Below are 13,929 nucleotides of genomic sequence, written 5' to 3' on the forward strand. Positions count from 1 at the left end.
GCCCTGCGCATGTTCAATAGAAAGAATAAGAATTCCCATGTTTCCATCGAAATTAATGATTATGTCCTTCGCGCACTTGTTTCCAAGGGCCCCGATTTGTCCCAGGCAGAGGTGTTTGAAGCTGCATTGCCTCATGATGTGATTGATGAAGCCACTTTAAAAGATGAGATGGCTTTATTTGAGATTTTTAAAGAGAATGCAACTAGATGGGGTGGAAAAAATCAGCACGTTCGATTTTTCGTTCCCGATCCAACTGTTTTATTAAAATCCTTTGAGCATCCACGTGATGTTGAAGTAAATAAACTAAAAGAATATGTTCAAATGGAGCTTGGCCACAGTATTCATTTACCCTTCCAAGATCCCCTGATTGATGTCTATGATCCAACAGAAGGGGATGGACATGCTATGATGTTTGCGGCTGCCTCTGAGGAAGTAAATAAATATATTAACCTGTTCTTAGACATTAATATGGACCCACAAGCTGCTGACATCCGTGCGTTATGTAATTTACGCTTACTTGAGAAGCTGCAAATAATTGATAATGAAAAAACGTATTTGATTGCCAATTGGCTTGTGAATGAGTTATCGATTTGTATTTATTCGAATGGCCATGTTGATTTCTTGCGTTTTCAGCAAATTCCAACGACGATTTCGCAGTGGCATGCGAAGCCTCTTAATGAAAACGAGCTTGAATTTACATATGATGGGGACTTAGAAGACTATCGAATGACAATTATGGACCAAGTGCTTGAGCTTGATCGTATTATGAATTTCTTCCGTTTCTCTCTGCATAAGGGAGAAAAATCCGTTGATGAAATTATTGTCATGGGAGATAATCCACTTATCGAGAATGTCTACAACTATATACAGGATACTTTACCTGTTACGGTAAAGATGGTTGATGATTCACTAATAGATAAGAACTACCCAGGATTTAAAGCAAAGCACGCATCACTGCTTGGGTTGGCGTTAAAGGAGATTCAGTCATGATACCAGATATTAACCTCATACCCAATCATGAAAGAAAACAGCAAGGATCAAGATTGCTTTATATCTTGTTGGGCATTATCACTTTATTATTATTGTCACTTTTAGTCTGGCAATATTTTAGTGCACGGGCCGAAATAGCTGAACTACAAAAAGAAGAAACGAACTTAATTGCACAGCGTGATCAATTACTAGGGGACACAGCTAATTTGCAACCTAATAATCAAGGTTCTCTTGAACAATCCTTACAGTTTATCGAGACAGTGTCATACCCGGTTTCACTTTTAATCAACGAAATACAGGGATTGCAACCGAGTAATTCCTATTTACGAAACTATAATTTTAACCCTGATAGTGTTTCGATTTCAATTGATTTTGAAACTTTAAGTGATGTTTCGACTTATATTTCGAGGTTATCTAACAGCGCATACTTTACAGATGGACAAGTCCTTTCGATTACAAACTCTGGACTAGGTGAGGAGCTTGGAACAGAGAATGAGACAAATTTTGACGTGATACCTCGTCAATCGGTGGAAATTACGCTCTTAATCAATGAGACCTATCTAGCTACTGGAGGTGTTCAATAATGAAGCTCTCTGGTAATAAAAATTCTTCTTTACTATTACTTGTTGCATTAATAGCTGCATTATTATTTGCCATATATTATTATATCGTGTTGCCGAAAAAGGATAATGTTGAGGCACTTGAAGGCTCCATAAGTTCATTGCAATCAGAAATCACGGCACTTCAAGGCCAAATCACTTCAATTGAGGAAGAATCGGCTACAGAGGTTTCGAATGTTTTTGAAATTCGTCAAAAACTACCGAAATCTCGTGAAATTGATCAGCTCTTATTAAATCTAGAAGAAATTGAGTATGTGACCGAAACTCGTATTACTTCCATTGGCTTTAATAGCTACGATGCACTCGTATCAGAATCAGCCATTGTGCCTGTCCCAGAAGAAGAGGGAGCTACAGATGGAACCGAAACACAAGAAACTGGTGAAGTTGAAGAAGCTGAAGAAGCAGTTCAAGGAGAAGAAACAGGCGAAACGGTTGAAACTCCAGTATCAGAAATTGCTGCCGAGTCTATCCCGCCTGAACTAAAACTAATTACATTCAACCTGGCAATCGAGGCTTCCGTTTATGAAAATATCCAGCAATTCATAGAGGAAATTGAAAACCTAAAGCGTATCATGCATATTGACTCAATAAGCTATACACTTCCAGGTGAAGAAGGCGAATTCATGGAAGAGGAAGCAGAAACGCTGAGTGCATCCATTCAGGTAACGACTTTCTACTATGAGGGTGAATCTTAAAAAGTTTTACTTCGTCTATTTAAGAATTCCTGGCAAGTGTCAGGCAAAACATTCAAACTATCGGGATTCGTAAATTGACGGGTCCCGATCATTTCTATTTATAGGAGGTGCATACTGTGGAATTAGTTTATACCGTGTTTGCATTTATCTTTGGTCTTGTCTTTGGCTCATTTTTTAATGTAGTCGGCCTAAGAGTGCCCAAAAAAGAGTCCATCGCTACACCACCATCGCATTGCACAAATTGTAATCGTCGTTTAACCCTACAAGATCTAATTCCTGTATTGTCATACATATTTTTACGAGGGAAATGCCGTACTTGTGGGGCGAAGGTTTCACCAATCTATATCCTTACAGAACTTGTTACGGGGATATTATTTGCATTAGCTGTCTGGAAATTAGGCATAACGATGGAAACAGCCGTGGCACTTCTGTTCATTTCCTTATTAATGATTATCGTAGTATCTGACTTCGCTTATATGCTTATTCCTGATAAAGTGTTATTGTTTTTCTTACCGATATTAGCATTAGGACGCATTTTTTCACCAATCGACCCATTGTGGGATAGCCTTTTAGGAGCAGTTGTAGGCTTTGGTATCCTATATCTCATTGCCGTACTATCTAAAGGTGGCATGGGTGGGGGAGACATCAAGCTCTTCTTCCTTATTGGCCTTGTCTTAGGAACTTTAAATACATTATTAACACTATTTCTGGCTGCCTTCATTGGCATGATTGTCGGTATTATCGTTCTTAAGGTACGCAACCAAGGAAGGAAAACCCCAGTTCCATTCGGCCCCTCCATCGCTCTAGCTGCCATCATTGTTTATTTCTATGGCGACATCATACTAGACTGGTATGCGAATCTATTTTCATAAAATAAAACCTTAAAGTTGCCTCAATTGTTTAAATACAGTTGAGGCATTTCTATTAGCCATAAATCTTATAACCATTGAAACTAGTATGAGTGATTAAAAGGAGTTGAAAGAATCTTGTTAAAAAATCAAACACTATTAGTTAACTATCTGATTAATGATACGCTTTCAACAATCCCCACGTACGAACAAACAGTGGATGATGAATTAAAAACTATCCAATATGAAGTGTATATTGGTAACCAACTTCTAATCTCAAAGCCGTCAAGTGTTACAGAGCTAGGTATAAAGAATCTTCAAAGAGAGCTTCCAAACAAGATTAGAATCGCCTCCTGCCAAACGTGTAGATTTGGTAACTTCAACCCATATGGTGATCACGATAATGAAGTGTTCTGCATGAGAGATTCGAGTTTAATAATAAAAACGAGCTTTGTTCAATTTTTTCTTCTAGTATAGAGCTTGAAAAAAGAAGACATCACTTACTTGATTTTTGCATAAACTACGAGCCTATTTCCATTAAAGATTATTACACATACAATGATTGGAAATGGGAAGAAATGCGAACCCGATGAAAGTTAAGTAGTAAACAACTTTCGATTAGAGGAAAAAACAAATTTACATAGAATATTCTAAAGCAAGTTATTAATTTAGAGAGCTTTTGGAGGTGTTTGAATGAAACCCATAATAGGTGTCACAATGACAACGAACAACGGGCAATATTGTATCAATGAAGCATATGTGAAATCCATCATTCAAGCTGGTGGAATTCCGGTGAATATTCCATTTGGGGTTGAAAGTGATGCAGATCAATTGCTTGATGGGATAGATGGATTACTATTAACAGGTGGGGTGGACGTTCATCCTCATTTTTTTGACGAGGAACCACATATCAAAATCGGCCAGATCATGCTACAACGTGATGAAGTCGAACTTGAGCTAACAGAAGCAGCACTGAAGAAGACAATTCCAATCTTCGGAATTTGTCGAGGGATTCAGTTATTAAATGTAGCTTTGGGTGGGACCCTCTACCAAGATATCAATTCGCAATATGAGGAAACGCCAATCCTGCATCAACAAAATGCTTTAAGAAGAGAAGCTTCACATTATATCGAGATTACGAAAGGCAGTATGCTGTATGAAATTATCGGTAAAGAAAAAGTTGCAGTGAATTCATTCCACCACCAAGCCTTAAAAAAGGTGCCAGACATCTTCCAAATTACAGCCAAAGCAAGTGACGGCATCATAGAAGCCATTGAAATGAAGGATTACCCTTACTGTGTAGGAGTACAATGGCATCCTGAAGAAATGGCCATAGCAGATGATGAGACCGCAAAAAATCTATTCAAATCGTTTATCGATGCATGTAAAAGTAAAGTAAAGAATGGTAGTTAATGAGGATAGGGCCCGGAATCCTAAATTAACTAAGTGACCATAATCGCATTTATGTGATCACATTAAAAATCAAGCGACCATATAGCCAGTCAAGTAATCAAAACCAATTACTAAATAATCACATCCATCCTAAGCGAGAACATAAATTCCAACTAATAAACTAATAAACTAAAAAAGGTTGTCTCACAGTCTATAGACTAACGAGACAACCTTTTTTAATGGATATTACGATATAAGCCTACTACTTTACCTAAAATTGATACTTTATTTACTAGGATTGGGTCCATACTTGAATTTTCAGGTTGTAGACGGAAATGAGTTTTTTCCTTGAAGAAACGTTTTACTGTTGCTTCATCATCTTCTGTCATTGCTACAACAATTTCTCCGTTATTTGCAGTGTTCGTTTGTTTAACAACGACATAATCTCCATCCAAAATACCGGCCTCAATCATTGATTCTCCCATTACTTCTAGCATGAATAGGTTTTCTTCACTAGTACCGTAAGCATCTGGAAGAGGGAAGTATTCTTCTATATTTTCGATTGCAGTGATTGGAAGACCAGCTGTAACTTTCCCTACTAAGGGAACATGAACAACGGATTGCTTTTGAACTGTTACTTCTTCTTGGTCTAGAATTTCAATTGCACGTGGTTTAGTTGGATCTCGACGTATTAAGCCTTTGCTTTCTAAACGAGCTAAATGTCCATGTACAGTTGAACTTGAGGCAAGACCTACTGCTTCCCCGATTTCACGAACAGAAGGCGGATAACCTTTTGTGCGAACCTCTTCTTTTATGAATGTTAAAATATCTTCTTGTCTTTTTGATATTTTTTTCAACTCTATCACCTCTTTTTGTGAATATGTATCTCTATTAGTTACATATAGTATATCAGTGAAAGAACAAAAATGCAAACATAGGTTCGAAAACGTTGTTGACAAAAACAAACGTTCGTATTAAAGTAAGAACATACATTCGTGAGAACAAATATTCGAAAAGAGGGTTAAATTATGAACTGGTTACAAAAAAATACTTATATTGTGGTGTTATTCGTTGCTTTCTTTGTGATGGGAGCATTTCTATTAATTACTGATAAGGGCAATACAACATATGAACAAATTGAAATTCAGCATGGTGATACTTTATGGACGCTAGCAGAACAATATCGTGGTAAAATGACAAAACAAGAGTGGATCAAGCAAGTAAAAACTGAAAATGGACTTACTGGGGAACATATTGTTGCAGGACATGCTATTACGGTTCCAATTAATGAAAAAAGTATCTATATTGCAAATTTAAAGAGTGAAGAAGAGCTTCATTCAGTAGAGGTAGCGATTAAAAATCCATGAGTAAACAGAACACTGCAGTCATTTATACACGGGTAAGTACAGAAAAAAATACGCAAGAGACTTCGCTTGTTCGACAAGAAGAAGAACTGCGACGCTATGCCAGTGAAATGAATTTTCAAGTATTAGAAATATTTCAGGATCAACATAGTGGCTATGAAGTTGAAAGGGATGGCCTCCTGGAAATGCTAGACTTTATAAAAGAGAAAAATGTACCAGTATTATTTGTGCAAGACGAAACGCGTTTAGGACGTGGTAATGCACGAATGGCTGTCCTGCATTTACTACAAAAAAATGGCACAATAGTTTATTCCTTAAATAACGCAGGACAGTTAAGCCTAAATGAGATGGATACGATGCTGCTAGAGATTTTAGCAATTGTGGAAGAGTATCAACGAAAAATTCACAATGCCAAAATAAAAAGGGGAATGAGACGTGCTGTTGATAATGGCTATCGTCCCGAGTTAAATATTAAAAATCGGCATAATCATGAAGGAAGAGAGAGAATAGAAGTTCCAATCGAGGAGATTGTTAATCTTCGAGAAAAAGGACTGACGTTCCAAGAAATCGCCTCAACTTTACGAGGGGTAGGCTTTCAAGTTAGCAAAGCAACTGTACATCGAAGATACATAGAATATATTGAAGAACTTGAAGTTTAAACTCTTGTCTAATCGGTCTTTGCTAATTTTGGGGCTAGCTTACTAGTAACTAGCCCCACCACTTATTCAATATTTCCGAACCCCGACAACTCAGCAAACTTACAACAGAAAGTCATATTAAATTCCTACTTTGTTATCTATAAGTACGTCTTCCGTACCTGCTTCCAATGCAGTTTTGTAATATAGCGTTTTATGTTCAATTACCTCAAGTGTTCTTTTCAGTTCCTCCATTTGTGCTTCTACAGTCGCTTTTCGATCGATGAACATTTCGTATCTTTGCTGTAGGGTAGAGTCTCCAGCAGAGCACCATGCTATAAAATTTCGAATATCCTTAATAGGCATTCCAGTTGATTTTAAGCATTGAATTACTTTAAGAAATGTAATATCAGAATCTTTGAACAATCTTGTTCCGTTAGGTGTCCGTTCTACAAACGGCATGAGTCCTTCTTTGTCGTAGTATCGCAAGGTGTATACTGTGAGATTTAATTCTTTTGCAACTTCACTAATAGAATATGTAGTCATCATTTATCACCTTTTCTTATACTTATATTTTTTTCTTTATGATTAGGGAAAGTTTATCACTTAATATACTGAAATTCAAAGTTCGCTTAATAGTTAAGTAGGAAATAGTACGATTTAATTATGATATAAATTTTAGCTGTTGGTTTGTATCGTTCATATAACAATTAATCCTAAAATAAATCTAACACTTGACCTAGAGTTAACTATAAGGAATACCATAGTTTTACAAGAGGATAGCTGGAGTGAAATTTACGTAAATGGTATTTCAATTTTACATTTCATCAGACTCGAGTAAATCTATTCTCTTAATAAATCAAATTTTTGGAGGGATTTTTAATGATAACTGCTAAAGCACGTGCTATCGATGGTCCAAATAACACTTTTCGAGCTGCCGAAATTACACGACGTGATTTAGATTTGCATGATGTGTTAATTGAAATTAAATATGCGGGTATTTGTCATTCCGATATTCATACTGCTCATGGTGAGTGGGGGGCAGTCAATTATCCTCTTGTTCCTGGACATGAGATTGCAGGGATTGTAACAGATGTAGGTGCAGAAGTTACTAAGTATAAAGTGGGTGACCGTGTTGGGGTAGGCTGCATGGTTGATTCTTGCGGAGATTGTGAAAATTGCCATAAGGGGGAAGAACAATTCTGTCTAAATGGACATGTTCCTACTTATGCTGGAGTTGACAAATACGGTGAGCCAACTCAAGGTGGCTATTCTTCTCACATTGTGGTGACTGAAAACTTTGTAGTTAGAATTCCAGATAATATTGAGCTAGATAAAGCAGCACCGTTACTATGTGCAGGTATTACAACATTCTCACCATTAAACCGATGGGGAGCTGGACCAGGTAGGAAAGTAGCTGTTATTGGTTTGGGCGGTCTTGGCCATATGGCCGTACAGATTGCTCATGCGATGGGTGCTGAAGTAACAGTCTTATCCCAAACATTGAATAAAAAAGAAGACGGCTTGGAATTAGGAGCAGATCATTACTATGCGACAAGTGATTCCGGAACGTTTAAAAAACTTGCTGGTCATTTTGATTTAATCATTAACACAGTTAGTGCGAAAATTGACATCAATGCCTATTTTGGATTACTCACAGTAGACGGCACACTTGTAAACGTTGGTGCTCCAGCTGAGCCGTTATCAGTCAATGTATTTTCTTTGATTGGCGGGCGTCGTTCCTTTGCAGGTTCGTTAATCGGGGGAATCCGTGAAACACAGGAAATGTTAGATTTCTGTGCACAACACAATATTGCTTCTAAAATTGAAGTAATCTCAGCCGACCAAATTGACGAAGCCTATGAACGTGTCTTAGCTTCAGATGTGAAATATCGATTTGTCATTGATATCAGTACCATGTAGTCAAAAATAAATTTTAGAGCGGACATTCAATCAGTATTACTTTTTGAATGTCCTTTTACCTCGATCTAACCCACGAAATTTTATCCTTTATATATTACATATCTATCAATTAAGATGAATTACTTGCACTTCCTCCCATTTTTACTTACCTTTGAAGTATTGAATATCTTCATTTAATATTAGTTTGGCACAATCTTCAAATTCTTCCATATTAAATGATTGAAATAGAAAGGTGAGAACTAAATGTTATCCGAACAAAAAATAAAAAGAATTAATGAGCTATCAAAAAAGGCAAAAGAGGGTAAATTAACTGAGGCCGAAGCAAAGGAACGTACACAACTTCGTAAAGAATATTTAGATTCTTTCCGTTCTTCTTTCCGAAATACAATCGAAAACGTTCAAATTATTGATGCAACTGGTAATGATGTAACGCCAGAGAAAATAAAAGAAATTCAACGAAATAAATTGAACTAATAATGTGACATATTAAAGAAAAGTAGGACATTAATCTAAAAATGTCCTGGAATAGGATTGTTTTCTTAGAAAATCTTGTCTAAACTGTAAAAGTACAATATTAAGCGCGAGAAAGGATATCACAAAATGGCACAATCTGCTGATCTTTTAGCAATTAATGCAATCCGAACTTTATCAATTGACGCAATCGAAAAAGCGAACTCTGGTCACCCTGGTTTACCAATGGGGGCTGCCCCAATGGCTTATACTTTGTGGACAAAACAATTACGTCATAATCCACAAAATCCAAAATGGGTGAATCGCGATCGCTTTGTTCTTTCGGCTGGTCATGGTTCGATGCTACTATATAGCTTATTACACTTAGGTGGATATGGTTTAGATATGGAAGAAATTAAAAACTTCCGTCAATGGGGTTCTAAAACACCAGGACATCCTGAGTTTGGTCATACTGTCGGTGTAGAAGCAACAACAGGTCCTCTTGGTCAAGGGATTGCGATGTCTGTTGGTATGGCAATGGCTGAACGTCATTTAGCTGCTACATATAATAAACCAGGTCATGAAATCGTTGATCACTATACATTCGCTCTTTGCGGAGATGGGGATCTAATGGAAGGTGTTGCAGCGGAAGCAATTTCATTAGCTGGACACTTACAATTGGATAAATTAATTGTTTTATACGATTCAAATGATATTTCTTTAGACGGAGATTTAGCAAAATCCTTCTCTGAAAACGTACAAAAACGTTTCGAATCCTATGGCTGGAACTACATTCATGTAGCAGATGGTACAGAAGTAGATGCAGTAAACACTGCAATCGAGAAAGCGAAACAATCAGAAGGCAAACCAACACTAATTGAAATCAAAACGGTTATTGGTTTCGGTTCACCAAACAAATCTGGTAAAGCAGATTCTCATGGTGCGCCACTTGGTACTGATGAAGTTGTATTAACGAAAACAGCTTACGGTTGGGAACATGAGCCATTCCAAATTCCAGAGGAAGTCTATTCGATTTTCAAAGAAGCAGCTGAAAAACAAGGTGTTCAACCAGAGGCAGAATGGAACACAAAATTTGAAAGCTATAAAGCAGAATATCCAGAACTGGCTGATCAGTTCATTAAAGCAATGAACAATGAGCTTCCTGCAGACTTCGATGCAGAAGTACCAGTATACGAAGCTGGAAAATCAGTTGCAACACGTTCTTCATCAGGTGATGTAATCAATGCTCTAGCTAAAAAAGTCCCTTCATTCTTCGGAGGAAGTGCTGACCTTGCTGGTTCTAATAAAACAACGATTAAAGGTGCTGGGGATTTCTTCCCGGATACTCCTGAAGGTCGCAACATTTGGTTTGGTGTTCGTGAATTCGCAATGGGTGCAGCCTTAAACGGTATGGCTTTACACGGTGGATTAAATGTATTCGGTGGAACATTCTTCGTCTTCTCTGACTATGTTCGTCCAGCAGTGCGTTTATCTGCATTAATGGGCTTACCTGTAACATATGTATTCACACATGATTCCATTGCAGTAGGGGAAGATGGTCCAACGCATGAACCTGTTGAACACTTGGCTTCCTTACGTGCAATGCCAAATCTATCCGTAATTCGCCCAGCTGATGCAAATGAGTCAGCTGAAGCTTGGAAATTAGCTGTATCATCTAAAAATGTTCCAACTGTGTTGGTTCTTTCTCGTCAAAACCTACCAGTGCTTGATCGATCCGCGGAACTTGCAAAAGACGGTGTAGCAAAAGGTGCTTATGTTGTTTCACAAGCAACAAAAGAAACGCCAGATGCCATTTTAATTGCAACTGGTTCAGAAGTTTCTCTAGCTGTCGAAGCACAAAAACAATTATTAGCAGAAGGTATTGATGCATCTGTAGTGTCTATGCCATCAATGGATCGCTTCGAGCATCAATCAGCTGAATATAAAGAATCTGTGCTACCAAAAGCTGTAACTAAACGTTTAGCCATCGAAATGGGCTCTTCCTTCGGCTGGCATAAATATACTGGCTTCGATGGAGACATCCTAGCTATCGATCAATTCGGTGCAAGTGCTCCAGGCGAAATCGTTATTGAAGAGTACGGCTTTACTGTAGAGAACGTTGTAGCGAAAGTAAAAGGTCTATAATGTAAATTGATAAAGAAATCCTGCGAATTTTTTGTTCGCAGGATTCTTCTTTATATTTCATTTTTTTATTTCAAAATAATAATTTTAATTAAACTTTCAGAATTTGTAGTTGCGTTATGAAGAATCTATGAAATGTTTTCGATGGTGATTAAATGATAATTAAAGATATAATTTCTAACTTGGCCTTACTCTGGTCAGTTATTTTTTTACATACCCATTTTACTAGCGAGATTCCGATTACTCGGTCGAGTCCTCTCTCAAGACGACTATTATTTGGTTTTTTAGGTGGACTCTTTAGTAATGTTTTAATGCAATTTAGTATTAGCATAGGGAATAGCATCATCGATATGAGACATATTCCCATTATCTTAATTGCTTTTTATGGTGGCGCAGTTCCGGCAGTTATTGGAATGGTATTAGTAATTTTTGGTCGTTTTTTATTTGGTTTCAACGAATCCTCTTATGCTGCAGCGATCCTCATTATTGTCATTACTCTTGTCTCCATTTTTGTATTTAACACGAAATTATCGAAGCGAACTAAATTATTTATTGCAGTAACCGTTTCAAACATTACATTTTCAATTTTAATTTCCTATCTATTACCAGATACAAAGATACTTGTAATTCTTATACCTAGTTATTGGGCAATTTCCTACTTGTCTGCGATTGTTTCTATCTTTTTAATAAGATACATACGAAATTCTCAGAGATTATTAAATTTATATAAGGTAGAATCGTCTACTGATGCATTGACTGGTCTCAATAATGTAAGGAAATTTGATACTGTTTTTAATGAATTACTAAAAAACGTTAAAGCCAAGGATGAAAAGTTATCTTTGCTGTATATTGATATCGACTTTTTCAAAAAAGTGAATGATACTTATGGACATCTAGAAGGAGATATCGTCCTAAAAGAACTTGGTAACATTCTCAAAAATACGACAAGATCTTTTGATATCGTAAGTCGAAATGGTGGGGAAGAGTTTACTGTCATACTTTTAGATTGCCCATTGTCTCGTGCATTGGAATTAAGTGAGCGGATTAGAGCTTCTGTTGAAGATCATTCGTTTTTCTTAAGCTCTCAAGAGAAAATTGCTATTACAGTCTCAATTGGTGTAGCATGCTATGGTGAGACAACCCAAGCTGCCTCTTCATTAATCGAGGATGCAGACAAGGCGCTATAACTAGCGAAAAGGACAGGACGCAATAAAGTTTGTGTTGCTGCTAAATAAGCGAGCTTTCTCATTTATAAGTCCTGTTTTAGTTCCGTAATATTATAGGGTCAACCAGTCATTTCTGGTTGGCTTTATTGCTTTTCTTCTTACTTATCTCTGAATGCTTGTTAACCATATACTAGATAAATCTATTTTGAAACTTCTATACTATATTTCATTCTATTATTCCCATAACGGAATGATATTTTTCTTCTACACATATATATAGTAATGGAGGTGTATATGAATGACTAAAGTAATTAATTCATTAGAAATGGCAATCGAGAGTTTAAAAGATGGCGACACAATTCTCGTGGGTGGATTTGGATTGTGTGGAATTCCAGAATATGCAATACAAGCAATTACAAAAAAAGACGTTAAAAATCTTACGGTCGTTAGTAATAACTGCGGGGTAGATGATTGGGGATTAGGACTATTATTGCAAAATAAGCAGATCAAAAAAATGATTGCTTCCTATGTAGGGGAGAATAAAATCTTTGAACAGCAGCTGCTAAATGGTGAGCTCGAAGTAGAGCTAACTCCCCAAGGAACGCTTGCAGAACGAATTCGAGCAGGCGGGGCGGGAATTCCTGCCTTTTATACGGCTACCGGGGTTGGGACTCCGATAGCCGAAGGGAAGGATACAAAAGTATTTGATGGAAAGACCTACCTAGAGGAAAGAGCCATTACTGGAGAGTTTGCATTTGTTAAGGCATGGAAAGCAGATACTCTAGGAAATCTCGTTTATCGGAAAACAGCCCGAAACTTTAATCCAATTGTAGCAACGGCTGGTAAGATTACAATTGCTGAGGTTGAGGAAATTGTTGAGGCAGGAACACTTGATCCGGACGAAATTCATACGCCGGCTGTTTATGTGTAGCATGTCTTTCTTGGTTCCGACTATGTGAAACGAATCGAACGGAAAGTCACAAGACAAGAGGTGAAAGCGAATGTCTAAACGATCCTTAATTATCCAAAGAGCGGTAAAAGAAATCAAGGATGGAATGGCTGTCAACCTTGGAATAGGGATGCCGACTCTGGTTGCTAATGAAATCCCTTCTGACTTCCAGGTCCTTTTGCAATCTGAAAATGGTTTATTAGGCATTGGCGCCTATCCGACTGAAGAAGAAGTCGATCCGGATTTAATTAATGCAGGGAAGGAAACAGTTACCGCTGTGAACGGGGCGTCGTTTTTTGATAGCGCCGAAAGCTTTGCGATGATACGGGGCGGTCACATTGACTTGGCCATTTTAGGTGGAATGGAAGTTTCAGAAACAGGAGATTTAGCAAATTGGATGATTCCAGGCAAGATGGTGAAGGGCATGGGTGGTGCAATGGATTTAGTCCATGGAGCCAAACGCGTGATTGTCGTGATGGAACATGTGTCTAAAAATGGTGAATCAAAAGTAAAACAGACTTGTACTTTACCCTTGACTGGGCAGGGGGTCGTCCATCGCCTGATTACGGATCTAGCTGTTTTCGACTTTACCAAGGATGGCATGGTATTGATCGAAACCGCACCAGGTGTGACAATTGATGAAGTTAAAAGAAATACCGAGGCTCACTTTTTGATTGCAGAGAATTTGACTAAAAGTGAATAAGTGAGTGACTCGCTCTATCGGTCAAACTGGACTCACTTGAATCAAAGAGTTA

15 protein-coding genes are annotated in these 13,929 nt (G+C 37.6%); 13 read left to right on the top strand and 2 right to left on the bottom strand.

The window, feature by feature from the left end:
• Nucleotides 1-9: 9 nt before the first annotated feature.
• From pilM to C1N55_RS07590, 5 genes are all read left to right on the top strand, one after another.
• Nucleotides 10-990 carry a type IV pilus biogenesis protein PilM gene (gene pilM / locus C1N55_RS07570; RefSeq protein ID WP_137728252.1) on the top strand — a complete coding sequence of 327 codons (981 nt, stop codon included), beginning with the start codon at nucleotides 10-12 and terminating at the stop codon, nucleotides 988-990.
• Nucleotides 987-1,574 carry a malate synthase gene (locus C1N55_RS07575; RefSeq protein WP_137728253.1) on the top strand — a complete coding sequence of 196 codons (588 nt, stop codon included), beginning with the start codon at nucleotides 987-989 and terminating at the stop codon, nucleotides 1,572-1,574. Before pilM ends, C1N55_RS07575 begins: the two co-directional genes overlap by 4 nt.
• Entirely contained in the window at nucleotides 1,574-2,305 is a 732-nt protein-coding gene (gene pilO, locus C1N55_RS07580) for a type 4a pilus biogenesis protein PilO (protein WP_240758404.1), read from the top strand. The genes C1N55_RS07575 and pilO overlap by 1 nt, the downstream gene beginning before the upstream one ends.
• A gap of 116 nt (nucleotides 2,306-2,421) precedes the next feature.
• Complete coding sequence (locus C1N55_RS07585; protein ID WP_137728255.1) at nucleotides 2,422-3,177, top strand: prepilin peptidase; 756 nt, start codon at nucleotides 2,422-2,424, stop codon at nucleotides 3,175-3,177.
• A gap of 669 nt (nucleotides 3,178-3,846) precedes the next feature.
• Nucleotides 3,847-4,566 (top strand): gamma-glutamyl-gamma-aminobutyrate hydrolase family protein, encoded by a 720-nt coding sequence (locus C1N55_RS07590; protein WP_137728256.1) that lies wholly within the window; start codon nucleotides 3,847-3,849, stop codon nucleotides 4,564-4,566.
• Between the two features lie 215 nt (nucleotides 4,567-4,781).
• Here C1N55_RS07590 and lexA read toward each other — a convergent pair whose 3' ends face one another.
• Complete coding sequence (lexA, locus tag C1N55_RS07595) at nucleotides 4,782-5,402, bottom strand: transcriptional repressor LexA (RefSeq protein ID WP_137728257.1); 621 nt, start codon at nucleotides 5,400-5,402, stop codon at nucleotides 4,782-4,784.
• Nucleotides 5,403-5,573: 171 nt separating this feature from the next.
• On the opposite strand from lexA, the gene C1N55_RS20760 reads away from it, so the two are divergent.
• Together C1N55_RS20760 and C1N55_RS07605 are read left to right on the top strand one after the other, a co-directional pair.
• Entirely contained in the window at nucleotides 5,574-5,912 is a 339-nt protein-coding gene (locus C1N55_RS20760; protein ID WP_240758405.1) for a cell division suppressor protein YneA, read from the top strand.
• On the top strand, nucleotides 5,909-6,568 hold the full coding sequence (locus C1N55_RS07605) for a YneB family resolvase-like protein (RefSeq protein ID WP_137728258.1): 660 nt from the start codon (nucleotides 5,909-5,911) through the stop codon (nucleotides 6,566-6,568). The genes C1N55_RS20760 and C1N55_RS07605 overlap by 4 nt, the downstream gene beginning before the upstream one ends.
• Nucleotides 6,569-6,685: 117 nt before the next feature.
• Here the strand turns inward: C1N55_RS07605 and C1N55_RS07610 are convergent, their stop codons facing one another.
• Nucleotides 6,686-7,090, bottom strand: a complete 405-nt coding sequence (locus C1N55_RS07610; RefSeq protein ID WP_137730579.1) for a MerR family transcriptional regulator — start codon at nucleotides 7,088-7,090, stop codon at nucleotides 6,686-6,688.
• A gap of 336 nt (nucleotides 7,091-7,426) precedes the next feature.
• Here C1N55_RS07610 and C1N55_RS07615 point away from each other — a divergent pair, with 336 nt between their 5' ends.
• The 6 genes from C1N55_RS07615 (at nucleotide 7,427) to C1N55_RS07640 (ending at nucleotide 13,877) form a co-directional block, all read left to right on the top strand.
• The gene (locus tag C1N55_RS07615; protein WP_137728259.1) at nucleotides 7,427-8,467 is read left to right on the top strand and encodes an NAD(P)-dependent alcohol dehydrogenase; all 1,041 of its coding nucleotides are present in this window, start codon (nucleotides 7,427-7,429) and stop codon (nucleotides 8,465-8,467) included.
• Between the two features lie 243 nt (nucleotides 8,468-8,710).
• Nucleotides 8,711-8,941, top strand: a complete 231-nt coding sequence (locus C1N55_RS07620; RefSeq protein WP_137728260.1) for a DUF896 domain-containing protein — start codon at nucleotides 8,711-8,713, stop codon at nucleotides 8,939-8,941.
• A gap of 126 nt (nucleotides 8,942-9,067) precedes the next feature.
• Entirely contained in the window at nucleotides 9,068-11,062 is a 1,995-nt protein-coding gene (tkt, locus tag C1N55_RS07625) for a transketolase (protein WP_137728261.1), read from the top strand.
• A gap of 152 nt (nucleotides 11,063-11,214) precedes the next feature.
• Entirely contained in the window at nucleotides 11,215-12,246 is a 1,032-nt protein-coding gene (locus C1N55_RS07630) for a GGDEF domain-containing protein (RefSeq protein WP_137728262.1), read from the top strand.
• A gap of 277 nt (nucleotides 12,247-12,523) precedes the next feature.
• Nucleotides 12,524-13,156: a CoA transferase subunit A gene (locus C1N55_RS07635; protein ID WP_137728263.1), complete on the top strand. Its 633-nt coding sequence runs from the start codon at nucleotides 12,524-12,526 to the stop codon at nucleotides 13,154-13,156.
• 70 nt (nucleotides 13,157-13,226) lie between these two features.
• Nucleotides 13,227-13,877 carry a 3-oxoacid CoA-transferase subunit B gene (locus tag C1N55_RS07640; RefSeq protein ID WP_137728264.1) on the top strand — a complete coding sequence of 217 codons (651 nt, stop codon included), beginning with the start codon at nucleotides 13,227-13,229 and terminating at the stop codon, nucleotides 13,875-13,877.
• Nucleotides 13,878-13,929 lie beyond the last annotated feature (52 nt).

It is taken from the genome of Lysinibacillus sp. SGAir0095 (genome assembly GCF_005491425.1).
Lineage (GTDB): Bacteria > Bacillota > Bacilli > Bacillales_A > Planococcaceae > Ureibacillus.

Bases quoted from the DNA above. Each gene is read 5' to 3' on its own strand.
- pilM (WP_137728252.1), top strand. From the start codon at position 10: ATGTTCAATAGAAAGAATAAGAATTCCCATGTTTCCATCGAAATTAAT.
- C1N55_RS07575 (WP_137728253.1), top strand. From the start codon at position 987: ATGATACCAGATATTAACCTCATACCCAATCATGAAAGAAAACAGCAA.
- pilO (WP_240758404.1), top strand. From the start codon at position 1,574: ATGAAGCTCTCTGGTAATAAAAATTCTTCTTTACTATTACTTGTTGCA.
- C1N55_RS07590 (WP_137728256.1), top strand. From the start codon at position 3,847: ATGAAACCCATAATAGGTGTCACAATGACAACGAACAACGGGCAATAT.
- C1N55_RS20760 (WP_240758405.1), top strand. From the start codon at position 5,574: ATGAACTGGTTACAAAAAAATACTTATATTGTGGTGTTATTCGTTGCT.
- C1N55_RS07605 (WP_137728258.1), top strand. From the start codon at position 5,909: ATGAGTAAACAGAACACTGCAGTCATTTATACACGGGTAAGTACAGAA.
- C1N55_RS07610 (WP_137730579.1), bottom strand. From the start codon at position 7,090: ATGACTACATATTCTATTAGTGAAGTTGCAAAAGAATTAAATCTCACA.
- C1N55_RS07615 (WP_137728259.1), top strand. From the start codon at position 7,427: ATGATAACTGCTAAAGCACGTGCTATCGATGGTCCAAATAACACTTTT.
- C1N55_RS07620 (WP_137728260.1), top strand. From the start codon at position 8,711: ATGTTATCCGAACAAAAAATAAAAAGAATTAATGAGCTATCAAAAAAG.
- tkt (WP_137728261.1), top strand. From the start codon at position 9,068: ATGGCACAATCTGCTGATCTTTTAGCAATTAATGCAATCCGAACTTTA.
- C1N55_RS07630 (WP_137728262.1), top strand. From the start codon at position 11,215: ATGATAATTAAAGATATAATTTCTAACTTGGCCTTACTCTGGTCAGTT.
- C1N55_RS07635 (WP_137728263.1), top strand. From the start codon at position 12,524: ATGACTAAAGTAATTAATTCATTAGAAATGGCAATCGAGAGTTTAAAA.
- C1N55_RS07640 (WP_137728264.1), top strand. From the start codon at position 13,227: ATGTCTAAACGATCCTTAATTATCCAAAGAGCGGTAAAAGAAATCAAG.